Origin of the sequence: Levilactobacillus humaensis (assembly GCF_024345185.1) — a bacterium.
GTDB lineage: Bacteria > Bacillota > Bacilli > Lactobacillales > Lactobacillaceae > Levilactobacillus > Levilactobacillus humaensis.
On the sequence record NZ_BROB01000003.1, the window covers coordinates 48,100 to 72,501 of the forward strand.

The 24,402-nt window shown below is 51.8% G+C and carries 23 protein-coding genes; 21 read left to right on the forward strand and 2 right to left on the reverse strand.

Features of this window, described 5'->3' with window-relative positions; genetic code table 11:
- The first annotated feature begins 1 nt into the window (after position 1).
- From smc to rplS, 14 genes are all read left to right on the forward strand, one after another.
- On the forward strand, positions 2–3,556 hold the full coding sequence (smc, locus tag OCU14_RS01400; protein WP_261809450.1) for a chromosome segregation protein SMC: 3,555 nt from the start codon (positions 2–4) through the stop codon (positions 3,554–3,556).
- Entirely contained in the window at positions 3,556–5,097 is a 1,542-nt protein-coding gene (gene ftsY, locus OCU14_RS01405) for a signal recognition particle-docking protein FtsY (RefSeq protein WP_261809451.1), read from the forward strand. Before smc ends, ftsY begins: the two co-directional genes overlap by 1 nt.
- Before the next feature lie 465 nt (positions 5,098–5,562).
- Positions 5,563–5,904 (forward strand): putative DNA-binding protein, encoded by a 342-nt coding sequence (locus OCU14_RS01410; protein WP_057879191.1) that lies wholly within the window; start codon positions 5,563–5,565, stop codon positions 5,902–5,904.
- A 19-nt stretch (positions 5,905–5,923) separates the two neighbouring features.
- On the forward strand, positions 5,924–7,372 hold the full coding sequence (gene ffh / locus OCU14_RS01415; RefSeq protein WP_261809452.1) for a signal recognition particle protein: 1,449 nt from the start codon (positions 5,924–5,926) through the stop codon (positions 7,370–7,372).
- Between the two features lie 117 nt (positions 7,373–7,489).
- The gene (locus OCU14_RS01420; protein ID WP_261809453.1) at positions 7,490–7,786 is read left to right on the forward strand and encodes a hypothetical protein; all 297 of its coding nucleotides are present in this window, start codon (positions 7,490–7,492) and stop codon (positions 7,784–7,786) included.
- A gap of 343 nt (positions 7,787–8,129) precedes the next feature.
- Positions 8,130–10,778, forward strand: coding sequence for a cation-translocating P-type ATPase (locus OCU14_RS01425; RefSeq protein WP_261809454.1), 2,649 nt, complete (start codon positions 8,130–8,132; stop codon positions 10,776–10,778).
- Positions 10,779–10,895: 117 nt separating this feature from the next.
- Positions 10,896–12,077, forward strand: coding sequence for an ATP-binding protein (locus OCU14_RS01430; protein WP_309296912.1), 1,182 nt, complete (start codon positions 10,896–10,898; stop codon positions 12,075–12,077).
- A 3-nt stretch (positions 12,078–12,080) separates the two neighbouring features.
- Positions 12,081–13,433, forward strand: a complete 1,353-nt coding sequence (locus OCU14_RS01435) for a vWA domain-containing protein (RefSeq protein WP_261809455.1) — start codon at positions 12,081–12,083, stop codon at positions 13,431–13,433.
- A complete protein-coding gene (locus OCU14_RS01440; protein WP_261809456.1) occupies positions 13,430–13,726 on the forward strand; it encodes a hypothetical protein in 297 nt (98 codons plus the stop codon). Before OCU14_RS01435 ends, OCU14_RS01440 begins: the two co-directional genes overlap by 4 nt.
- Positions 13,727–13,813: 87 nt before the next feature.
- Positions 13,814–14,089: a 30S ribosomal protein S16 gene (rpsP, locus tag OCU14_RS01445; protein ID WP_057879184.1), complete on the forward strand. Its 276-nt coding sequence runs from the start codon at positions 13,814–13,816 to the stop codon at positions 14,087–14,089.
- A 9-nt stretch (positions 14,090–14,098) separates the two neighbouring features.
- Positions 14,099–14,359 (forward strand): KH domain-containing protein, encoded by a 261-nt coding sequence (locus OCU14_RS01450; RefSeq protein WP_261809457.1) that lies wholly within the window; start codon positions 14,099–14,101, stop codon positions 14,357–14,359.
- Positions 14,360–14,443: 84 nt separating this feature from the next.
- The gene (gene rimM / locus OCU14_RS01455) at positions 14,444–14,962 is read left to right on the forward strand and encodes a ribosome maturation factor RimM (RefSeq protein WP_261809458.1); all 519 of its coding nucleotides are present in this window, start codon (positions 14,444–14,446) and stop codon (positions 14,960–14,962) included.
- The gene (gene trmD, locus OCU14_RS01460) at positions 14,962–15,732 is read left to right on the forward strand and encodes a tRNA (guanosine(37)-N1)-methyltransferase TrmD (RefSeq protein WP_261809459.1); all 771 of its coding nucleotides are present in this window, start codon (positions 14,962–14,964) and stop codon (positions 15,730–15,732) included. The genes rimM and trmD overlap by 1 nt, the downstream gene beginning before the upstream one ends.
- 112 nt (positions 15,733–15,844) lie before the next feature.
- Positions 15,845–16,201 (forward strand): 50S ribosomal protein L19, encoded by a 357-nt coding sequence (rplS, locus tag OCU14_RS01465; protein ID WP_261809460.1) that lies wholly within the window; start codon positions 15,845–15,847, stop codon positions 16,199–16,201.
- A gap of 73 nt (positions 16,202–16,274) precedes the next feature.
- On the opposite strand, the gene OCU14_RS01470 is transcribed toward rplS, so the two are convergent.
- Entirely contained in the window at positions 16,275–16,526 is a 252-nt protein-coding gene (locus OCU14_RS01470; protein ID WP_261809461.1) for a fatty acid kinase subunit FakA-related protein, read from the reverse strand.
- 102 nt (positions 16,527–16,628) lie between these two features.
- Here OCU14_RS01470 and OCU14_RS01475 point away from each other — a divergent pair, with 102 nt between their 5' ends.
- Positions 16,629–17,246: a TetR/AcrR family transcriptional regulator gene (locus tag OCU14_RS01475; protein WP_261809462.1), complete on the forward strand. Its 618-nt coding sequence runs from the start codon at positions 16,629–16,631 to the stop codon at positions 17,244–17,246.
- 122 nt (positions 17,247–17,368) lie between these two features.
- Here the strand turns inward: OCU14_RS01475 and OCU14_RS01480 are convergent, their stop codons facing one another.
- Positions 17,369–18,439 carry an acyltransferase family protein gene (locus OCU14_RS01480; protein ID WP_261809463.1) on the reverse strand — a complete coding sequence of 357 codons (1,071 nt, stop codon included), beginning with the start codon at positions 18,437–18,439 and terminating at the stop codon, positions 17,369–17,371.
- 448 nt (positions 18,440–18,887) lie between these two features.
- Between OCU14_RS01480 and OCU14_RS01485 the strand changes: the two genes are divergently transcribed.
- The 6 genes from OCU14_RS01485 (at position 18,888) to OCU14_RS01510 (ending at position 24,238) form a co-directional block, all read left to right on the forward strand.
- Positions 18,888–19,748: an ABC transporter ATP-binding protein gene (locus OCU14_RS01485; protein ID WP_261809464.1), complete on the forward strand. Its 861-nt coding sequence runs from the start codon at positions 18,888–18,890 to the stop codon at positions 19,746–19,748.
- A gap of 1 nt (position 19,749) precedes the next feature.
- Positions 19,750–20,625, forward strand: coding sequence for an ABC transporter permease (locus tag OCU14_RS01490; protein WP_261809465.1), 876 nt, complete (start codon positions 19,750–19,752; stop codon positions 20,623–20,625).
- Between the two features lie 20 nt (positions 20,626–20,645).
- Entirely contained in the window at positions 20,646–21,077 is a 432-nt protein-coding gene (locus tag OCU14_RS01495) for a LytTR family DNA-binding domain-containing protein (RefSeq protein ID WP_261809466.1), read from the forward strand.
- A 35-nt stretch (positions 21,078–21,112) separates the two neighbouring features.
- Positions 21,113–21,499 (forward strand): DUF3021 domain-containing protein, encoded by a 387-nt coding sequence (locus OCU14_RS01500; protein ID WP_261809467.1) that lies wholly within the window; start codon positions 21,113–21,115, stop codon positions 21,497–21,499.
- A gap of 288 nt (positions 21,500–21,787) precedes the next feature.
- On the forward strand, positions 21,788–22,090 hold the full coding sequence (locus tag OCU14_RS01505; RefSeq protein WP_261809468.1) for an LlsX family protein: 303 nt from the start codon (positions 21,788–21,790) through the stop codon (positions 22,088–22,090).
- A 150-nt stretch (positions 22,091–22,240) separates the two neighbouring features.
- Complete coding sequence (locus OCU14_RS01510) at positions 22,241–24,238, forward strand: KUP/HAK/KT family potassium transporter (protein ID WP_261809469.1); 1,998 nt, start codon at positions 22,241–22,243, stop codon at positions 24,236–24,238.
- The last annotated feature ends 164 nt before the right edge of the window (positions 24,239–24,402 follow it).

Here is a 24,402-nt window from a genome sequence, read left to right on the forward strand (position 1 = left end):
GATGCGGCTAAAGACATTAGAAATTAGCGGGTTCAAGTCCTTTGCGGACAAGACCCGAATTGAATTTTTGCCGGGGATGACCGGCATCGTCGGCCCTAACGGTAGTGGGAAGAGCAACATTTCGGAAGCCGTCCGGTGGGTTTTGGGGGAACAATCTGCCAAGAGTCTGCGGGGAAGTAAGATGCCCGATGTGATCTTTGCGGGATCTGCCGACCGTCACCCGTTGAATCGAGCGGCGGTGGCGATCACGCTGGATAACAGCGACCACTACCTGAAGAGTGACTATACGGAACTGACCTTGAGTCGGATCCTGTATCGCTCTGGGGAAAGTGACTATCAAATCAACGGACAGAGTTGTCGTCTCCGGGATATTACGGAACTCCTAATGGATTCTGGCATGGGCCAGGATTCCTTTTCGATCATTTCGCAAGGACGCGTTGAAGCTATTTTTAACAGCAAGCCGGAGGACCGCCGGACTATCATCGAAGAAGTGGCAGGGGTCTACAAATACCGCAAGCATAAGGAAAAGGCCCAGCGTGAACTCGAAGAGACCATGACGTACCTGCACCGCGTGGAAGACATTATTGCCGAATTAGAGGGCCGCTTAGAGCCGTTGGAACAGCAGAGTAGTCTGGCTCAGGATTACCTCGATCAGCAAAAGAAATTTGCCCAATTGGAGAAAACTCAGTTGGTGCGCCAACTTCACACGGAGCTGGATCAGAAGGGCACTGCGGATGAGGCGGTTAACACTAAACAGCAACAGGTAGCCGATCACCAAGCCGCCGAGAAACAACAAACGACGACGGTTCAAGGCCTCAAACAACGACAGGCTGACCTGTTGCGCGAGAAGGACGACCTTCAAGCCAAGCTGGTGACGGCTACTCAGAAGGTTGAACAGTGCCAAGGGCAGGTCAATCTGTCCGGTGAACAGCAACGCCATCAAGCCGAGCAGAAGCAACAGGCGCAAGAGCAGGTGGCTCAGCTCAAGCAAGAGATCGCGACGACTCAGGAAAAGTTAACCACGACGCAAGACCGACTGACTGCTTTAGATGCCGAATTGGTGACAGCCAAGGCTGAAATCAAACAGTTAAAGCAGGCGACGGATCCCAAGACGATTACCGATCTCCGCGATCAATTGGAACAACTGCGGACGACCTACTTCGATCAGAAGCAGGCTGTGGCCAATTGGCGTAATGAACGGCAATATATTCAACAGAATCAGGAACGTCTGCTCCAGAAGGGCCAACGGGTGGCGCGCCAACTCACCGATCTCCAGGCGACCGAAAAAGCCGCTCAGGACAAGGTGACGGCTATTCAGCAACAGGCCGCCGGACAACGCCAACAGCTTGATGTCGCCGAACAGGGACTGGATGCCGAGGCTGGCGATTATCAAAAGCAACAGCAACAATACCAACAGTTACAACACAACTGGCAGGCCGCCCTCGAAGTTTACCAACGGGCTCAGACCAAGGCCACGAGTCAACAGGCGGCCTCGGCTGAGTACGGTGGTTTCTATCAAGGTGTTCGTGCGATCTTGAAGCACCGGGACCAATTTTCAGGACTGTTAGGAGCCGTTTCCGAACTGTTAGAGGTGCCGGAACGTTATACGGCGGCCGTGGAGTATGCCTTGGGTGGGCAGCTTCAACAAGTTGTGGTCGATTCGGAGCAAACGGCGAAGTCAGCCGTTACTTACCTGCGTCAGCAGCGGGCCGGTCGAGCTACGTTTCTGCCCCTGACCGCGATCCGCGGCCGACAGATCGATCATGCTACTCGTCAGACCTTGGCGACGCTCAGTGGTTTTCTGGGAATCGGGAGTGATCTGGTTAAGATTGATTCGCGAGCCCAGGGAATTCTGGGATATCTCTTGGGGACAACTATTTTTGCCGCCAATCTGGATGCCGCGGTCGCCATTAGTCAGCAGATCCATCATCGTTATCGGGTGGTGAGTCTGGCTGGGGACGTGGTCAGTGCCAGTGGGGCCATTACCGGGGGCCAATCTCGACAAAACCACAACAGTGTGTTGCGGCAACAACAAGATTTACAACAATTACAAACGTCGATCACGACGATGAAACAGCAATTAGCCCAACAAGAAAGTAAGATTAAGGCCGCGAGAGAAGCCTTGTTGGCTAGTGAACAACGGAGCCAACGTTTTCAGGCTAGTATTACCGACCTGCAACCCAAGTGTCGCCAACTGGATGACCAGTTGGCCGGGGCCAAAACGGCGTTGGAACAGGCCAGTCGTCAGGTTAAGGCGGCCCAGTTAGATATTGACCAGGCGAAGAACGCTGGGGATGATCAGCAGGATGCCCATTTGGCCGAGCAGATCCTAACCGGTGAGAAGCAGATTACGGCGACCGAGGAACAGGTTAAAGCGGTTCAGCAACGAATTAAGATGGTCACCGCCGAACAGGCAACGAACCAGACCGCATTGACTGCCAAGCAAACTTGGCGTGCCGGCGCTTTGGAACGTCAACAACAACAGCAAGCCAGCTGTGAGGCCTTGGCCGACCAGATTGCTGTGGCTCAAGAAAAGATTGCGTCACTTAACGCGGAACAACAACGCTTAGACCAGCAACAGGCCTTAACCCCAGCCGCGGCGAAGAAACAGTTGGCCCAGGCACAAGCCGATCGTGACCAGATTGAAACGCAACTCAAGACCTTGAATGAAACTTTAACCACGGTTAATGATGATTTAGAAGCAGCTGAGACAGCTAACCAGCGAACCAATGGCCTCCTACAACTGGCGAATGATGAGTTACAGAAGGCTCAGGTCCAACAGACCCAACTGGCCGCTCTGATTGATCAGCAACAGAATCAGTTGTCTGAGAAATATCAACTCAGTTTAGCCGCCGCGGAAACAGACGTGAGCGACCTGCCCGATAATGAGTTGGCCGTGCAGCTGAAGCTGTTGAAGCGGGGACTGGATGAGATTGGTCCAGTCAACGTGGGTGCAATTGAAGAGTATCAAGAGGTGCGTGAGCGTTACGACTTCTTAACGAAGCAACGTGATGACCTTTTGACGGCTAAGGACCAGCTGACCGCCACCATGGCTGAATTGGACGGCCAGGTCAAGCGGCGTTTCAAGCACAGCTTCGATCAGATTGCCACCAAGTTTACCCAGACCTTCCGCCAGATGTTTGGCGGGGGGACGGCAAAATTAGTCCTGACCGAGCCAGATAATCTCCTGACAACGGGAATTGATATTATGGCTCAGCCACCTGGCAAGAAGTTCCAGAACATGGGATTGCTGTCCGGGGGTGAGCGTGCCTTAACGGCGATCACGCTATTATTCGCAATTTTACAGGTACAACCCGTGCCATTTTGTATTTTAGATGAGGTGGAGGCGGCGCTGGATCCGGCCAATGTGACCCGGTTCGCCCGCTACATCCATCAGTTCCAGGATCAGACGCAGTTCATCGTGATTACCCACCGGAAGGAAACAATGGTGCAGGCCGATATTCTTTACGGGGTGACGATGCAAGAGTCCGGCGTTTCCAAAATGGTCGCCGTTGATCTGGACCAAGAAACCACTACGGAAAGGAAGCAATCCTAATGGGATTATTTGATATTTTTCGCCGTCGAGCTAAGCAGGAACCCGCTAGCCAAGCGCCTGAATCCACGGCGCCAGCTAGCAGTGAAGCCGAAGTCACCCCAACCAGTGCGACACCCACCAGCGAAGCCGTTAGCGCGGCATCTAGTGCCACCACTGAAACGAGTGTAGCTAGTTCAGCCGAGAGTGCGGCACCGGTAGAGGCAGCATCAGAGGCAGAGCCCGTTGCCAGCAGTGTCGCTCCCGAAACCGAGAGTAGCGCGGCAGTAACGACTGAACCCGAGGCAACCAGCGACGCGACGGCCGAACCGACTTCAGCGGAACCAGTCGTTAAATCCGAGGCCACCGAGGAACCTGAAGTGGCGGTTACGCCGGCTAGTGAGGCAACTCCCGAGGCCGTAGCTGCTCCTGAATCCGAAGTTAAGCCGGAATCTGAAGTAACTCTTGAGTCTGAAGCAACTTCGGAGTCCGCAACTACGGTTGAACCAGAATCCGCCACAACTTCAGAGGCAGAACCTGCCGAAGAGGTTGCCCCTGAATCCACAGCGACCACCGAACCAACGACTGAACAGCCAGCGCAACCGGTCAGTGATGAACAACTCTATGACAAGGGGTTGGAGAAGACCCGGCATACTTTTGGGGAACGCCTGAATGCCTTGTTGGCGAACTTCCGTCGAGTTGATGAGGGCTTCTTCGATGACTTGGAAGAGACCTTGATCGGAGCCGATGTCGGCTTTGACATGGCCGTGAAGATCAGTGATGAGCTTCGTGACGAGGTTAAATTACGTAACGCCAAGAAGTCGGCCGATGTTCAAAACGTCGTCGTTGAGAAGCTGGTCGAGATTTACGAGGCCGCTGGCAACAACGAAACCACGTCCATGAACATGGCACCGGAAGGCCCAACCGTGATCCTCTTTGTCGGGGTTAACGGGGTTGGGAAGACCACGACCATTGGCAAGATGGCCAATCGCTATCACCAGGCCGGTAAGAAGGTCTTGTTGGCCGCGGCCGATACCTTTAGAGCCGGGGCGACCGAACAACTGAACGTCTGGGCGCAACGTGCCGATGTGGATATCGTGAAGGGAAAGCCCCAATCGGATCCGGCCGCGGTGGTCTTTGACGCCGTTCAAAAGGCTAAGCGTGAGGATTATGACATTCTATTCGTGGATACCGCCGGTCGTTTACAGAATAAGGTTAACCTGATGAACGAGTTGGAAAAGATGAAGCGGATCATCACGCGTGAGATTCCAGACGCGCCACACGAGGTCTTACTTGTGTTGGATGCGACGACTGGGCAGAACGCGTTGACGCAGGCTAAATTATTCAAGGAATCCACCGCCGTTACTGGGATCGTCCTCACTAAGTTGGACGGGACCGCGCGTGGGGGGATTGTGCTCGCCATTCGTAATGAACTCCACGTGCCCGTGAAGTTCATTGGATTGGGTGAACAAATCTCAGACTTGCGGCCATTTGACCCGAACGAGTTTGTTTATGGCTTGTTCAAGGGCTTGATTGACGTCAAGGCGTTGGATAAAAAGGCTTAATTGATGAAAACGACCACTCCAGGGAATTGCCGGGGTGGTCGTTTTTAATCGCTGGTTAATGGGTGTTGTCGGGATTTTGAAAAAGGCTAAGACCAATTTCGGTTAGTGCAAATGCTAGCAATAGCAGACTTGCAATTAGCGCCAAGGGGTTATGACTCGCGCGTATCGGCCAAAAGACAAAGAAGACCACCATCCCAGCCCAGAAATGACGGCTGGATAAAAAGTGCTTGTTGAAATATAAGTGCATGAGCCCATCTCCTCAAGTGGTAATTGCGCTCATCATAATCTAGTCTTGAGTTTTAGGTCCAGGTGGACAACTGCCAAGGTTGGCCAACGAACTATCTTGCGCAAGCAGCGCCTTGGATTTTGGTACGATGCTTTTAGCCCAGAACTTGCCGAAAAAATTGACGAAACGGCTAAAAATCGGTATTCTGGTAGAGTGTAACACGAACTGGAGGACCAAGCATGGAGATTGAAAAAAACTATCGTATTAATTCCTTATTTGCGTTCTACCAGCCGCTGTTGACGGTGAAGCAGAATAATTACATGCAACTCTACTACGGTGATGACTACTCTTTAGGAGAAATCGCCGAGGAGTTCAATGTGAGCCGGCAGGCGGTCTATGACAATTTAAGACGAACCGAAAAAATTCTGGAAGACTACGAGAGTAAGTTGCATCTCTACCAGGAATTTACCGCGCGCAACCAGCAGGCCGATGAGATTCAGACCTATGTTGCGCAGAACTACCCGCAGGATGCCAAGTTAAATCGGCTAGTCGCGGGACTTGAAAATCTAGAAGAACAATGAAAGTTAGGTGGCAAAACGAATGGCGTTTGAAGGATTAACTGAACGACTGCAAAACGCAATGCGCAAGCTTCGGGGAAAAGGTAAGGTCTCCGAGAGTGATTTACGAGAAACGATGCGAGAGATTCGGCTCGCTTTACTGGAAGCCGACGTTAACTTTACGGTGGTTAAGGACTTCGTTAAACAGGTCCGCGACAGAGCCATGGGTGCTGACGTTCTCGAGGGGTTAAACCCCGCCCAACAAATCGTTAAGATTGTTGACGAAGAACTGACGAAAACGATGGGGGACGAAGCCGTTCCGCTGAACAAGTCCGAGAAGATTCCAACGATCATCATGATGGTTGGGCTTCAAGGGGCCGGGAAAACCACCACGGCCGGCAAGTTAGCCTTAAAACTCAAGAATGAAGAGAACGCCCGGCCATTAATGATTGCCGGAGACGTTTACCGGCCAGCCGCCATCGACCAATTGGTCCAGGTCGCTGCCGGCATTGACGTGCCTGTCTTTGAATTAGGCACAGACGTGAACCCCGTCGAGATTGTTCGACAAGGGTTGGCCAAGGCTCAGGAAGATCACAATGACTATGTGATCATCGATACCGCCGGTCGTTTACAGATCGACGAACAACTCATGAACGAGTTGGCTGAGATCAAGGATCTCGCTCATCCCGACGAAATCCTCCTGACCGTCGATGCCATGACGGGGCAAAATGCCGTGGCCACGGCCGAAGGTTTTAATGACAAGCTCGACGTTACTGGGGTTGTGCTCACCAAGTTAGATGGGGACACCCGTGGTGGGGCCGCACTCTCGATTCGGGCCGTGACTGGTAAGCCAATCAAGTTCGTTGGGCAAGGGGAAAAGATGACCGATCTGGACATCTTCCACCCAGACCGAATGGCTTCCCGTATCCTGGGGATGGGGGACATGCTGTCCCTGATCGAAAAGACCCAGAAGGAATACGACGCCAAGCAGGCCGAGGAGTTAACCACCAAGATTCAGGAAAACTCCTTTGACTTCAATGACTTCTTGGATCAGATCGAACAGATCCAAAAGATGGGACCCATGGAAGATCTGATGAAGATGATTCCTGGGATGGCGAACAACCCAGCTATGAAGAACGTTCAGATGGATCCCAAGGATATGGCGCACTTGAAGGCCGTTGTCTACTCGATGACGCCGCAAGAGCGGACCAATCCCGAACTGCTGAACCCTTCCCGTCGCCGTCGGATTGCCGGTGGTGCTGGTCGGCCGATTCATGAAGTGAACCGGATGATTAAGCAGTTCAACCAAATGAAGAAAATGATGAATCAAATGTCGAAGGGAAACATGTCCGGCATGGAACAACTCATGGGCAACTCTGGTATGGGTGGTGGCGCCGGTATGGGCCGCATGCAAAAGATGGCCATGAACCGGATGACCCGGCAAATGAAGAAAAATAAGAAGAAGCGACTGAAGCGTAAGAAGCGGAAGTAAGCTTTGACTGTTCCTAAGGTCTAGAGGTGACAAATTATTTGTTGGCTTTGGGCCTTTTTTCTAAATTTGGATGGTCACTTTTGGTTAATCCGAGATAGTAAGGAGAGCGTGAGGCATATGACACAGGTAAAAGTCATTAATCCAACGATAGCGGGTCGTTACCAATTCACAACGGCCACGGGGTCACAGTATGAGATTGTTCTCGATGGTGCCAACAAGACGTTGGTGCGTCGACCCAGAACGCCAGAGGGAAAATTGCGGCAAGACAACCAGCCGATCAAGATCCTCGACCTGGTGAATGTGCAGGTGGGTCAGAGTGCCCAGATCCTGTTAGAACCTCTGGGATCCGGTGACAATACCATGCGAATCACGAGTCCCGTGGTGGCAATTGATTATCGGCCACTGTCTGAATAACCAGATAGTTTAAGTGGATCACCACCGTAATAATGATTGGACTCAGCTTACCGATACCATTAATATTTTAAGTGCTTTTAGGTAGACGCGGCGAAATCATTCCGGTATACTGTTCCTAAAGCAACCATAAGGGAGTAACTAGCAGCGCAACTCTGCGGCAATACCCGTCAGCAAGATTTCTTTGGAATTGACTGTTCGTCAGTCAGTTGCCAATCCGGGATTGCCTTAAATAGTGAGACTTATGTGTGTTCACAAATTTATTTGTGTGCACGCGTGAGCCTCTTTTTTTACCCCCAAACGGGATAAAGATGGGCTGACGAGCACACCTCAGGAGGAATTGGCAATGGCCAAAATACCGTTATATCAAGAATCAAAAGATGCTCTGTACCAGCGACTGCAGACGAGTGATCAGGGGCTGAGTGGCACAACCGCTAGTGAACGACTCGCAGCCAATGGGCACAATGCCCTGAACCAGCAGAAGACATCGTCACTGTTGCAGAAGTTTATCGCCCAGTTCAAGGATTTCATGATTATCGTCCTCATGGTGGCGGCCCTGATTGCTGGGTTGACCGGAGAAGTCGTGGATGCCGTGATTATCCTGATCGTGGTGGTGTTAAACGCCATCTTCGGGGTCTTCCAGGAGGCGAAAGCCGAGGAAGCCATTAATGCCTTAAAAGAGATGTCGGCGCCCAATGCCACGATTCGCCGCGACGGTCAGGTCATGACCGTTAAGAGTGACGAGCTGGTGGTTGGAGATATCGTGTTGCTGGAAGCTGGGGACATTATTCCCGCCGACCTGCGATTGCTCGATGTGGCTTCGCTCAAGGTGGAGGAATCCGCGCTGACCGGGGAGTCCGTTCCCGTCGAAAAGGCCGCGGCCGTGTTGACCGGGGAAGACCTGCCGATTGGTGATCGCCACAACATGGCGTTTATGAATTCCAATGTGACCTATGGCCGGGCAACCGGGGTGGTTGTGGCCACGGGGATGCAGACGGAAGTGGGTCGTATCGCTGGCATGATTGAAGCCGCGGATGAGACCACGACGCCACTTCAGGCTAATTTGACCCAGTTGGGTAAGTCCTTAACCATTTTAATTCTGGTAATTGCCGCCATTGTCTTTGGGATGGGCATGTGGCGTCAGGCGGAGAGTCTGATTGACATGCTGTTGACGGCAATTTCCTTAGCCGTCGCTGCGATTCCGGAAGGGTTACCGGCCATCGTGACGATCACCTTGGCCTTAGGGACCCAGCGGATGGCTAAGCGTCATGCGATTGTCCGGAAGTTACCGGCTGTCGAAACGCTGGGTAGTACCGATATCATTGCTTCGGATAAGACCGGAACGCTGACGCAAAATAAGATGACGGTCGAAAAGGTTTACGAAGACTTACACCTCGTCGATGCTCACACGGTTGACTTTGACCGTGAGGATCGCTTGGCACAGGTCATGATTCTCAGCAACGATACCAAGGTTACGGCCGATGGCTTGGCCGGTGACCCGACAGAAACGGCGTTAGTCCAGTATCAAATGGACCGAAATTACCCGGTTAGCCAGGTGTTAGCCGCCATGCCGCGAGTGGCCGAAATTCCCTTCGATTCCGAACGTAAATTGATGTCGACGGTGCATCCCTTGGCGGATGGTCGGTTCCTGATCGCCGTGAAGGGCGCGCCGGATGAATTACTGAAACGGGTGACCCGTTTGGCCCAAAATGGGGACGTGTCGGCCCTGACCGACGCCAACCGACAACAAATCTTAGAGACCAACCACGACATGGCCACGCAGGCCCTGCGCGTGCTGGCCTTTGCCTACCGGATCACTGATCAGGTGCCAATGGATATGACCAGTGACACTGTTGAAAATGACTTAATCCTTGCCGGCATGGTGGGGATGATTGACCCCGAACGGCCAGAGGTGGCCCAAGCCGTGGCAGATGCCAAGGCCGCGGGAATTCGCCCGATGATGATCACCGGGGACCACCGCGACACGGCGGCGGCCATTGCCGTTCGACTGGGGATCATTGACGCCGGTGAGACCGATGCCGTGATTACCGGGGCCGAACTCGACGCAATGGACGATGCCACCTTTGCCAAGAAGGTCAGTGACTACGCGGTCTACGCTCGAGTCGCCCCCGAGCACAAGGTTCGGATCGTGAAGGCTTGGCAGAAACGCGGTAAGGTCGTGGCCATGACCGGTGACGGGGTCAACGATGCGCCAGCGTTGAAGGCCGCTGATATCGGGATCGGTATGGGGATCACCGGGACCGAGGTTTCCAAGGGGGCCAGTGACATGGTCCTCGCCGACGATAATTTCTCCACCATCGTGGTGGCGGTCGAAGAGGGACGGAAGGTCTTCGCTAACATTCAGAAGGCCATTCAGTACCTGTTGTCGGCCAACCTTGGGGAAGTCTTGACGCTCTTCATGATGACCATGTTGGGCTGGCAAATTCTGGCGCCGGTCCACATTCTCTGGATTAACCTGGTGACCGATACGTTGCCGGCAATTGCCTTGGGAATTGAACCGATGGAAAAGAACATCATGAAGCAGAAACCACGAGGCCGGAAGTCGAACTTCTTCTCCGGCGGGGTGTTGGGTGGGATTCTCTACCAGGGACTACTTGAAGGTGGAATTACCCTGTTCGTTTACTGGTTGGCGATTACCTACCCGGTTCACCAAGCCACCCAGATGGCCCACGCCGATGCCTTAACCATGGCATTTGCGACACTCGGGCTGATTCAACTGTTCCATGCCTTTAACTCCAAGTCGATTCATGGGTCTATCTTCTCGGTTGGTTTGTTTAAGAACAAATTCTTCAACTGGGCGATCGTGATTGCCTTCGCGTTACTGGCCATGACTATCCTGGTTCCGGGACTTAACGGCATGTTCCACGTGGCTCACCTGGATCTCTTCCAGTGGGCAATCGTGTTGGCCGCATCGTTCATGATGGTCGTGATTGTGGAAATTGTTAAATTCTTCCAGCGCCGCGTGGTAAAATAAGACGACGCGTGACAACTAATCACAACTTAAAAAGAGGTTGCGCGTGGCCGGCCGTTCCGAATTTGGAATGGTAGAGCTTCGGTGCAACCTCTTTTACATAGAAATGGAGTGAGTCGCTTGGCCTTAACTTATGAAGCCTGTTTACAAGCCGTCAACGTGGTCATTGCCAGTGGCAGTGTGCCGACGATTGTGGGGGAGGCCGGTATCGGGAAATCCGCTCTGGTCGCCGACTTGGCCCGGCAACGTGATGCCAAGCTCTTCACCACCGTGGTCAGCCTGGTGGAAAAAGGGGATCTGGTGATTCCCGTGCCACCACTGACTAGCGATTCCTTCGTTCAGACGGCGGATTATGGGTCCCTGGCGGACGTTCAATTTGGCTACTCGCATACGCTAGTGGCGATGATTCGTTATGCCCAAGAACATCCCCAACAGGAGATTATTTGGTTCCTCGACGAGTTCAACCGCGGGACGCAAGCGGTTCAGAGTGAACTCATGAACTTGGTCTTACAGCGGCAAATTAACACGCTGAAGTTACCACAACAGGTTCACCTGGTCCTGGCCGAAAATCCGGATGCCACCATGGCGGGATTCGAACAGAGTCACTACGGTGTGACACCCGGGGATGCGGCGATTGCTGACCGGACGACGCGACTGATTTTAACGGCCGATAGTGATAGCTGGCTAGAGTGGGCGACAACTGAAACTGCAGGTAGTCCGCGGCTCACGCCACTGGTCACGGACTACGTGGCCGAGAATCCCGCTGACTTGCACCTGGTGGCGAGTGGCACGGCGATGGCCGATGATGACTTGCAACCGACGCCCCGGGCCTGGGAACGGGTCTCAGACGCCTTGCGTGAGCTAGACCGTCAGCGCTTGATGGGCCAAACGGCCATTCTGACCGCCATTTTACAAGGAAATCTGGGAACGACGGTTGGGACCACCTTTGCCAGTTACGTGCAAAAGCGCCGACCAGGTTTAACGGTAGAAGCAGCCTATACGGCAGCTGATGCGACGGCGGTCTTTGCCAAACTGACGCCGGCCCAGCAGCAACAGATTTTACGTCAGTGTCTAGATGACCTGGCGGCTTGGCCATTGACGCAAGATGCCAATGCTCAGCGATTCGCGGCATTGCTCGCTCTCTGTCCAGCCGATGCCCAGTACGCGGTGGCTCGGGATATGGCGACTATCGACGACCTCTTTGAGAGACTGGCCGATCAGACGGCAGCTGAACCTGGCGTGGCTGAACTCTACCAGACGTTGACGACGATTGGCCAACGCGGGAGTCAGATTGAGGTGTAGCGTATGACGAGTCTAACGCATGATTTAAAACAGTTAGCAACAGTGGCCGCGAGTGATCAAGATCAGGCAACCAAACGGCTCTACCGGGAGGCTGTGATGGTGCTATTACGCGATGATCCCTTCTATGGCCGGGTGTTAAGTCAGCTCACGGTACAAGTGGGGACTGCGCGCACCCCACTGGCCTTGTTGCCCACGGATCGTGAGTGGCAACTTCAAGTTAATCCAGCCGCGCTCGTTAAACGTGATTGGACCGGCGCTGAGTGGTTGGCGATGTTGCGGCATACGGTATTGCACCTGTTGTGGCAACATCCCGATCGTTATGCCACGGCACTCAAAACCTCAGCTCAAGCTGGGCTAGCACGGTGGGCGACCGATGCCGCCGTTAACGATTATTTAACGGATTTACCCAGTGGGGCGATCACCAGCCGCGACTTGGAGCGTTTGTTAGGGCAACCCGTCGCGTCTCGGCAGGATTCAGCGATCTATTTTCAACAACTCAGAGAGTGGCAGGCCCAACAGAACTCGGTGGATCATACCCACGGAACCGGTGGTCCGCAACAGACTGGCGACCGGGTGACCCGGGATGCGACGGCTGATCCGACAACGGCCACAGTCTTGGATGGTCATGACGCCTGGCGGTCAGGATCGGTGACGACCCAGGCCGTCAGGGAACAGTGGCGCCAACAAGTGCTGACCCAAACGGCCGAGAGTCTGACCGCGAAGCAACGTGGGACGCTTCCTGGAGCCATTCAGGCGGCATTGACACCGATCGCAGTAGTTCACCCATTAGATTGGCGGACCCTGCTTAAACGGGGTCTAGGACAGGTTCCTGCGGGTCGCCAGGCAGCTTATGGCCGGTTCAATCGCCGCCAGCCGGCTCGCATGGAATTACCGGGTCAAATTGTGGCGACCTGGCAACGGTTGTCAGTCTTTGTCGATGAGTCGGGCTCAATGGGTGATCAGGAGGTTGCGTACCTCCTAGGCCAATTGGCGGCGTTATTGGCCGTTTATCCGGCTCAGGTGACCGTTTATCCCTTTGATGCTATCGTTCATCTCGATCAACGTTTCACGCTTGAGAGACGTTCGCAGCGCCTCGTACGAACGGGTGGCGGGGGAACGGCCTTTCAAGCCGTGCTGGATTGCTTGCCACGCCTACTGACAACAACCAGTGGCCAGCTAGTTCTGATTCTCACGGATGGCTATGGCGAGCAACATTTACGGCCGACGTTGCCGGTTCCTATCATTTGGCTACTCACGAGTCCCACGGACCAGTTTTCCGTTAAAAATCCACCGGGAACGGTGATTAGCTTGAGTACCGATCCACAGTGGCAAGCCTTAAGGAGGTCCCAGTCATGACAACCCAATTATCGGGTAAGGAATTACGTGCCTTAATTAACCAAACGGCCTGGTTTAAGAATGCCCAAGCGATCCTCGCCGATGAGTGGGGCGCCCGGGCACCGGAGAATCCGCTCTTTCAGGCACCGGTTACGGTAGCTGACTTACAATTTGCCCGTGACCTGAGTCAGGCCGGGCTCTTCAAGAGTCGACTGGACTTTAGCGACTATGGTGCCGTGCAGCGCTGGATCGCCGCTAATCGGTCCTATTTAACGCCGGATGATCGGGCCTGGTTACAACGCCCATTTGAATAAATTGCAGGTGTAAAGAAAAAACCCTTTACATCACATTGAGAAACTGGTATATTATTACACGTTGAAAGAAATACAGGAGGTGTCTACATGTCAGTAAAGATTCGTTTAAAGCGGATGGGTTCAAAGAAGCGCCCATTCTACCGAATTGTGGTTGCCGATTCACGGAGCCCTCGTGATGGTCGTTTCATCGAACAAGTTGGTACTTACAATCCAGTTACCCAACCTGCCCAAATCACGTTAGAAGAAGAATCTATCATGAACTGGTTGAACAATGGTGCTCAACCTTCAGATACGGTTAAGAACTTGCTTTCTAACGCCGGGATCATGAAACAATACCACGAAGCTAAATACACTAAAAAGTAGTGATTAGCCATGACCGATTTTAAGGCATTAATTCTAGCAATTGTTAGCCCACTCGTGGAACATCCCGAAGCTTTGGTGGTGACACCTCAGGAGACGGACCGTTTCTACGAATATCGGTTAACCGTGCATCAGGACGATATCGGCCGGGTGATCGGTAAACAAGGCCGCGTGGCGCAGGCGATTCGTACGATCGTCTATAGCGTTCGCGTTCAAGGCAATAAACGGGTTCGACTCATCATTGATGACCGCCCGACAAAGACTCTCGAGTGAGGCGGCAACGTTTCCTCGAGTTTTTTTGTTCTCATAAATAAGTAAATAATAAAAATTAATTTAAAACGAATGGAGGCGGGTCAGATGACCTACTATACAGTTGGAACGATTGTGAATACCCACGGTATTAAGGGTGAGGTTCGGGTGATTGCCACCACGGATTTCCCCGAAAAACGGTTTGTGGTGGGGCACAAGGTCTACGCCTTTCGCAAGGACCAACCAACGCCAGAGGTTTTTGAGATTGCCTCCGTGCGCCAACACAAAAACTTTATCCTGCTGAGCTTTAAGGGCAAACCATCCATTAACGATGTGGAGTACCTCAAGCAGAGTACCTTAAAGATTGCCGCCGACCAGTTGGAAGACGACGATCTGAAGCCCGGCGAGTACTACTATCACCAAATCATCGGGTTGGATGCCGTCACGGAAGATGGCGAGAAGTTAGGCACCATCAAGGATATCATGCAGACCGGGGCCAATGACGTTTGGGTCGTGGCTCGTCCTGACAAGCCTGACCTGCTGTTACCGAAGATTAAACAGGTGATCAAGGGTGTCGACCTCGATCAGCACCAGGTTACGGTGGAATTAATGGAGGGACTCGAGTAATGCGGATCGATGTACTAAGTTTATTTCCAGATATGTTTACGGGTCCCATGCACGACTCAATCGTCGGTAAGGCGATTGAGAATGGCCATCTGACCATGCCTGTAACCAACTTCCGGGACTATTCGACCAACAAGCACGGCAATGTCGATGACTACCCATTTGGTGGTGGAGCGGGGATGCTGCTGCAGCCCCAACCAATCTTCGATGCCGTCGCTGCTACCGAGAAACAAGCCGCTGAGGAAGGTCTCGGCAAGGGTCGCGTGATCCTAATGGATCCAGCTGGTGTGACCTTCAACCAGCACGTGGCCGAAGAGTTTGCCCATGAGGATCACTTAACCTTCTTGTGTGGCCATTACGAGGGCTATGACGAGCGGATTCGCAGTCTGGTTACCGATGAGGTCTCTCTGGGAGACTTTGTCTTGACTGGGGGCGAGCTCGCCGCCATGGTCATGATCGATGCTACGGTGCGCCTGTTGCCAGGGGTGCTCGGCAATGCCGAATCAGCCCCAGGCGACTCCTTCTCCTCAGGCCTGCTGGAATACCCGCAATACACGCGGCCAGCCGACTTCCGGGGGATGCCCGTACCAGATGTCCTGATTAGCGGGAATCACGGTAAGATCGACGAATGGCGCCAGAAAGAGGCCCTGCGTCGGACTTACCTCAGAAGGCCTGACCTCATCGACCATAGCAAGTTGACCCAGGAACAGAAGCATCTGTTGGCCGACGTGCGGATCGAGGAAGAGGAGCGCCGTAACGAGTCAAGAAAATAACCTTTACAGGCATTTTCGATTATGGTACACTTACTTTTGGCTGTTTAGCCACAGAAACAACATTCCGCTGTCGAGACTGAGAATGAATGTTGGCGAAAGGAAAGAATAAAATATGCGCCAAAATAATTTAATTGCTAAGATCAACAACGAACAATTGCGGGACGATGTTCCTAACTTCCGTGCCGGAGACACTGTTCGGGTTCACGCCCGGATCGTCGAAGGTACCCGCGAACGTATCCAATTGTTCGAAGGTGTCGTAATCAAGCGTAAGGGTGCCGGTATCCAAGCTACCTACACTGTACGTAAGATCAGTAACGGTGTTGGGGTTGAACGTATCTTCCCACTTCACTCACCACGTGTTGCTCAAATCGATGTTATCCGTCAAGGTCGGGTACGTCGTGCTAAGCTCTACTACTTACGTGACCGTAATGGTAAGGCTGCTCGGATTACCGAACGCCGTCGCAAGTAGTTTCAGCAAAAAACACCAGTCGTTTAGGCGATTGGTGTTTTTTATTTGGCCAAATTTTGAAAAGGACCTGTTTTTAACCCTTGAGTCCGCGCGATTGCCGGTCCATATCTTCAACGACGATGTCAAAGATTTCTCCTAAGGAGGCACAATACTCTAAGATTTCCCAGGGGGCGTTGGTGTGGAAATGAATTTTTATGAGCGTTTCATCGCCAACGGCAATTAGACTGTCGCCATCAAAGCTTTTTCGGAAGTATGCATTAATTTTATTCTCATCGAGCGCTTTACCTTCAATTAAACATTGTGTATCATATCGGTATTTTGTCATCGTAGCATCTCCTAAGTTTAGTTCACCTTTCACAGTACACTGTACGGGATAAAACGTCAAATAGTTTTTTGTATGCTATACTTCAATTCGAGAGGTGTAAGTATGTCGAAGGATACACGGGAAACAATTATTGAAACAGCTATCGAACTTTTTAATAAAAAGGGCTATGATGCGGTTTCTTTAAGGGATATTGCCAAAGAGGCGGGCACCACGATTGGTAATCTAACGTATCATTTTCACCATAAAGCCGATTTACTAGCTACTATTGAGCATCAAATTGAACTGGATTTTGTTGAATTTGCGGATAATTCTTCAAAGACAGGCGAGGCGGCGCTGAACGAACTGGTTAAAATTTTTAAAAAGTCAGCCGAATTGAAGCACCGAAATGAATTCTTTTTTAAGGATTTTGATGCTATTGTGAGTGATAATCCAACGCTCAGGGTCTCGACACAGTTATTTCGTAAACGTCTATATGAGGCCTATCAACAATGCTTTACTAGGATGGTCAAGTTTGAGGTCTTTCGTCAAGATATTACGACGCCACAGTATGATCATTTAATCATGGTTCTTTTGACAATGGATTATGCTTGGGAGTTAAGGCACGGGCCAAAGAATACCTTTGATTTTCCAGCCGATTCAGCTCAAATGAATCTTAGCCTGATCTATCCGTATCTAACGGAGAATGGCAGACGAATTTATAAAAGAATTGTTCAAAACTAGCGGGTGTTGAGGTTGGATGAGAAATTATTTTTCTAGATTCGGGATATAGGCAAAAAATGGCATGACTCCGAATAAATATCGGAATCATGCCATTTTAAAATCTAAAAAATTCAGAAACTAACTTATGACGCAACGCTAGTCTTACGGCGACCAATCCCATATGACCAAACAGTCCCATAAGCCTTATCAAATAGCCAGCCTAGCAACAGGGTGGCCACTAAGACACTGATAAAGTAGAGCACGGGCTGACCAGCCAGTCCCGTTTGTTTTAAGAGCATCATGGGGATTCGTTGGAGAATATAAATGGAGAACATGCCAGGGCCGCCGATGTAGGCCAGCACTGGATTATGAATCCGAAAGCGCATGGCCAACCAGACAAAACAAAAGGCAAACATGATGCCAGCAATTTGATAGCTGGCGAGGCGAATTACGCCGGATGTTTTGGCACAGACCAGATAACTGGCGGCAAATACGATGAGCGCGCCTAAGCCAACGGTCAGATAGCGGAACCAGTTGCGACAAACGGCCTGTTCAATCGCCGTTTTATAGTGGGCATAGAGCATCCCTGCGACGTAACAGAAGACCGTATTGGCATAATACTCTGGGAGTAACCAGCCGGCAACTAACATGTAGACGCCGCTACCGATGATGATAAAGGCAATAGCTCGGCGGTTATTGGTGGGGAAGAGTTCCCATGCCAGGTAGGTCAGTAAATAGAGAAACAAAATGATAAAGATGTACCAGGCACTATTACCAATTGTGGCGAGTCCCAAGTAACTTAGCAGCACGTGGGGCAAGGTCATCGGACGTTGCGCTAGCAAGCCAATGATTAAATAAATGGTCACGGCCACCGCAAACTTTAGCCATAAGAACAACAGACGATGTTTAGGGAAGGTTTTTAAATATTGCCGACCCCGTTTCTCAAATTGGACGTAGATGCCATAACCGGAGAAAAAGAGAAACGTGGTGACAATGAGTTGGCCCTTGACCAGCATCCAGATTCGGGTGAGCTTGGCCAAGTCGTGGGGCATGGGTATGTACGTCATGAAGTGACTAAAAACCACTAACAATAAGAATAAACCATTGATCGTAATGGTTGTTTGGCGGTTCAGATCTTCCACGTCCGGTCCACTTGATCGATAACGTAGAGATGCGGCAAAACTAATAATAATGATTAACAAAATTAAATCCATTTGACTGAAAACCTCTCCTCATACCCTTAAAGGTCTGGCGGTTGTTTGGCCAGATCCTTTTCAAAAAAGACGTGTTCCCCGATAAGTTGCGGTCGGCTGATGAGACTTTGCCTAAGCAACGGTCACGCTATTACCAGTAGTTATGTCATTAAAACACCTAAAATGATAAGGCTAAAACCTAAACTTATGGCGTTATAGTGGCCAATATAGGCGGTTTAAGTTTAAAATAGCTCACGCTGTTCTTAATTTGGGATAAGTACCATTATAGTGAGAAAAGGGCGAGATTACAATGGGTTGAGAAAAGGTGATTCGCGAAGAGCTCGGCTTATTGTTAGCAATTTTACGGGGCCATTCGCACCACTTACACTTCCAAAATAACCACTTATCCCGATTAACGAGACGGTGCGGTGATTAGGGGTGTATTCTCCTGGCATAGGAGATGAGGCAGATGCTATTAGAAGCGCAACACTTAACCAAGACTTTTGGAGAAAAGGTCGCCGTGAACGCGGTGGACTTCCAGATTGAAAAGGGCAGTTTTACGGCACTACTCGGGCCAAATGGGGCAGGAAAGTCGACGACGTTGAACATGTTAATTGGATTGAGCCAGCCGACCGCTGGACAGGTGATCTATGATCAGCAGCCAAAGTTAGGGGTTGTCTTTCAGGGAAGTGTCCTCGATAGCATGCTAACGGTTCGAGAGAATCTCCAGATTCGGGCAGGGCAATATCGTCATGTGCCGGCTGATCGCGTCACAGTTCTCAGCCATCAACTGGGCCTGACGGACTTCATGACGCAACGCTATGGCACCTTATCTGGTGGTCAACGGCGCCGAGTCGACATTGCCCGGGCCTTACTCAACGACCCAGATATTCTCTTTCTGGATGAACCCACAACCGGCCTCGATATTCAAACACGACGGGCCATTTGGACGCTGGTTCAGAAGCTCCAGCGTGAACAAAACCTGACGGTGATTCTGACCACGCATTACCTGGACGAGGCTGACTCCGCGGATAACGTGATTGTTATTGACCACGGCAAGGTGTTGGCCCACGGGACAGCGGCCGAGATTAAGGACCGCTATGCGGTGGATCTTTTGACAATAACTTCCCCGGATGTCGCTCAGCTGGCGGCCAAGGTTGACCGGAAGCCAACGCAAATGACGGCTACCCAGGTGGTCTTTAGCCTCCCGGCCATGAAAGAAGCCCTGGATATTCTGACAGCCAATCGGGCCCTCATCAGTAACTTTGAATTTCGGCCGGGCACCATGGATGATGCCTTCCTGGCCTTAACCGGAAAGGAGATGCGTTAGCATGACAGCCATGATTAAACGTAACTTGCTCTTATACTTTCGGGATTGGAGTGGGGTCTTCTTCTCACTCTTAGGGGCTCTCATCTCTTTTGTCCTGTACCTGGTCTTCTTGAAACAAAATATGCTGTCGAGTTGGCACCAGGTACCCGATGCTAAAGTGCTCCTGGATACTTGGTTAATTGGCGGCACGTTGGCCATCACAGGGATTACCACGACGTTGAGTAGCTTGGCACTCATGGTGACCGACAAGGCGGACCACATCGCTGAAGACCTCGAGCTGACCGATGCCGGGCCACTGCGACTGTTTGCCAGCTATCTCAGTAGTGCGGCCGTGATTGGCTTTCTGATGCAACTTGCCATGTTTGCCATCATGTGGGGAGGCTTCTACGTGACGGATGGCCTGACCCTGTCAGTTACAGCGATTCTGAACACCTTGGTGCTCATGGTGTTCAGTTCACTCTTGGCGACGGTGGTCAACGCTATCTTTATTCGCGGCATCCATTCGGTAGACAGCCTGGGTAAGCTGGGCACCATCATCGGAACCGCGGCTGGGTTTCTGGTGGGAACCTACATCCCCATTGGCCTTCTGCCTAATTTCGCTCAGAACCTGGTTAAATTCATTCCGGGAAGTTACGTGGCAGCACTCTATCGGGAATTTCTAATGGGAGCTAAACTGGATGCGGCCTTCGGTGGACATTCGGCGGCCAGGGCCAGTTTTGATAAATTGATGGGCATCCGGTTAAACTGGTCAACCTTATTGACCCAGCAGGAAACTTACCACATAATGGGATTAATGTTGATCGGGGCGGCCGTCCTGACGTTTGGCCCGGAATGGTTGCGAATCCGGCGTCGGCGGCGCGTCATCCGTGAACGGTAAGTAAAAATGGGGGGATCCAGGTGCGACATAAATTTGAAGAGAATGCGGCGATCGATCCCACGGATCCGCTAGTGGTGGTCCAAGCGGCCGCTGAGAGTCCCGCTACTGCGGCTATTTCGGCCTATCTCGATAGTTATCAGGCCCCACATCCGGGAATTATCCCGGTGAAGACGCCCGATCGCCTGGTGATGGTGAAGACGGCTACGATTATTCTCGCCGATGTGCAGCACGAGACGCTCCTGTTGTACACAACGACTGGCACGGTCACCACGCATGAAACGTTGCGACACCTGGTCCAACGGCTAGGGGATCCGAACTTCGTACAAGTCTCCAAGCATGGCGTCTTGAATTTGGATCACCTCCAATCGTTAGAGGACAGTTTTTCTGGGAACATGACGGCCATTTTGACGGATCAGGTGAAGGCCCCGGTCAGTCGCAAATATGTCAAATAATTAATGGGCCAATTAGGTCTGTAGGAGGGGTGGATATGACAAAGATTTTCCACTATGCCATGAATGGCATGGGTTATGGGGCCGTGTCCTATCTGGTTCTGCTGGCCATGCAGGAGGCTCCCGCGCATGTCTCCCCCAAAAATGCGATCAGTTTGCTCCTAGTGAGCGCGGCGATTGGTGTTCTCAGTATGATTTTTGATGAGGATTATCAAGGGTTGCCGTGGCCGTTGGAACTAGGCATTCACCTCGTTGGGACCGCCTTGCTGGTAATGGGGTACATGCTATTCAATGACTGGGTGATTGACTGGTCCTTCTGGGCCATCTTCGTGCTGATTTATGTTGTTGTTTGGCTTGCCGTCAGCCTCAATCAGCATTTTCGGGTGGTCAAGATCAATCGCGCCTTGCAGAAACGAAATAAGTAAGGTATCACATCCGGTGTTAATCGTCGCAGAAAAAGAAATTTAAAATAACTCTTGACGATGGCCACTTTATCCTGTATAGTTACTTATTAGAGTTTAAGAGATGCTAATAACGTAATTCAGAGAGATTGATTAGCAAGCCGGAGTTTCTTAGATTTTAAAAGCCGCTCGCCCATTCGCAGGAATGGGGGGCGGCTTTTTTTGCGTTCGTTTGTTTACTGCGGTTATGGGGTCAAGGCGTTTTGCCGAGCCTCGTGTCGGGGTGTAATCTGCGACTAGGAGGTGGGAACGATGCGCCAAAAAGTGATGTTCCAATGGGCAACTTGGATTCTAGAGAGTTTGTTACTCGCGACGGTGGGACTATCCGTGGTGATTTTCTTGGGATACGCGACCTTCTATGCCACGGGCCGCAGTGAATTAACCCTGGGACTGGGGCATCTGGCTTTCTATCGAATCAGTAAAGTCACGACTAGTGTCACCGGACAGACGTTGAATCCAGGGATGGGAATTACCTGGCTGGGAAGCATGGTTCTCATTGCGGGAATCATCATTGAAAGTCACCGGGCGCATGACCGGCACCAACGATCAAATTAGCCATAAATTAGTTGGGTGGCCTAAACGATTGGTCACCTTTTTTGTTGTGGCCCAACTTGGGTTAGTCACCGCACCAATTGCCCCCCCTTACTTGGGGTTCCGCGGACGACCCGCTATGATGGGGGTAGCGTCAGATGAGGGGGGTCAATCATGAAAAAGTCGACACGGACATTGTCCGCAGTGGGGATGCTCATCACGTTGGGGATCGTGTATGGGGACATTGGGACGTCGCCATTGTATGTCATGAATGCCATCCTGGTTCAGTCTGGGAAGCATTCGCTTGCGGCGACGGCGCCCATCATGTTAGGCAGTATCTCCTTGATTTTTTGGACGCTGATGTTGATTACGACGATTAAATACATTTTACTGGCCATGCGCGCCGACAACCGGCATGAAGGCGGAATCTTCGCCCTGTATGCCCTGGTTCGACCGCAGGCAAAATGGCTGATTGTGCCCGCCTTAATTGGTGGGGCGGCGTTACTGGCCGACGGGACACTGACGCCAGCCGTAACAGTGACCTCGGCCATCGAAGGGCTGAAGGGGCAGACGCTGGGCCCACTACACTTTAGTGACGGCCAGGGCTGGGTCTTACTGGTGGTCACCGGGATTCTGTTAGGGCTGTTCCTAGTCCAACGCTTCGGGACCGAACGAATCGGCTGGTCCTTTGGGCCAATGATGTTTATCTGGTTCAGTTTCATCGGCTTAGTGGGGCTCCACAACCTGTGGGCCTATCCGGCGATTCTAAAGGCTTTGTCGCCGACGTATGCCGTGACCTTCTTGATGAGTCCGCTGAATAAACAGGGGATCTTCATTTTGGGAAGTGTCTTCCTGGCAACGACCGGGGCTGAGGCGCTTTACTCGGACATGGGGCAGGTCGGCAAGCAGAACATTTATGGGACCTGGCCGTTCGTCTACGTGACGCTGATGCTGAGTTATCTGGGCCAAGGCGCCTGGGTCATCCGTCATGCCGAACAGGTGCTGGCGACGCAAGGGGTCAACCCCTTCTACGCTATGGTACCGACGGCGTGGCGGTTATTTGCCATCATCATCGCTACGGTGGCGGCCATCATTGCGTCACAAGCGTTGATCACTGGATCCTATACGCTGGTTCACGAAGCGATTGGGCTCAAACTCCTGCCACGTTTGCGAATTAAGTTTCCGGGTAAGGTTAAGAGTCAATTGTACGTGGGGGCCGTGAACTGGCTCTTGTGTGCGGTCACTTTGAGTGTCGTTTGGTACTTCAGAACGTCCAGTCACATGGAGGCGGCCTACGGGTTGGCAATTACCATGACCATGTTGATGACGACGCTCCTGTTGCACGCCTTTCTCGTGCAACGTCATCACCCGGTTCTGGCGAAGATTTACGTGGTCAGTTTCGGTTTACTAGAAAGTTTGTTTCTATTGGCCAGTCTCGCCAAGTTTGTCCATGGTGGGTATGTGACGCTCCTGATTACGCTGGTTATTCTGACGGTCATGGTCTTCTGGTATTACGGCAACTTGCGGCGAGATGCCTACCTGGAGGACACGGAAGACGTGTCACTCTTGGATTTCTTACCGCAGTTAATGGCACTCAGCAAGGATGATCAGATTCCATCGTTTGCCACGAATCTGGTGTTTATCAGTAAGGTCACCCCGGATTATCAGGTCAAACGCGCGATCGTTTACTCCATCTTGGATCAGCAGCCTAAACGGGCTGCGGTCTATTGGTTCGTGACGGTGAACGAGACCGATACACCTTATGAGTGTTCCTACTCGGTCAATACGTTGGGCACGCACAACGTTATGGACGTCCAACTCTACCTGGGCTTCAAGAAGCCCCAACGCCTGAACGTTTATCTCCGCCAGATCGTTAATGATCTCCTGGAGGAAGGCGTCCTGACAGACCAGACGCCACGGTATTCTAGTATGCCCAATCGCCAGGTCGGCAACTTCAAATTCATCATGTTGAATCAACAGTTCCAGGATCTGGGCGCCCAGGAAAACATCCCAATCGGCGACCTGATCCTGATCGGTGGGCGACTTTTGTTGCAACGGATCAGTCTGTCCCCACAGCGGTGGTATGGACTGGGCTTCAGTGATGTCGTTGAGGAACGGGTGCCATTGTTTATTGGTCAGGCGCCTGATCGGACACTGAAGAGAAGAGTGTGACCAAGGGCGGTTAGTCAGTGAGCATTAACGGAAATAGCCAGATAATCCTGGTCTTGGATTATTTGGCTATTTTTGTTAAGCGGAGCTGACTGCCCTTGGGCGCACGTTTCGGCCAGATAAAATTAACGCGCAGATTTCTCCAGAAAAATTTCAGAAATCAAAAA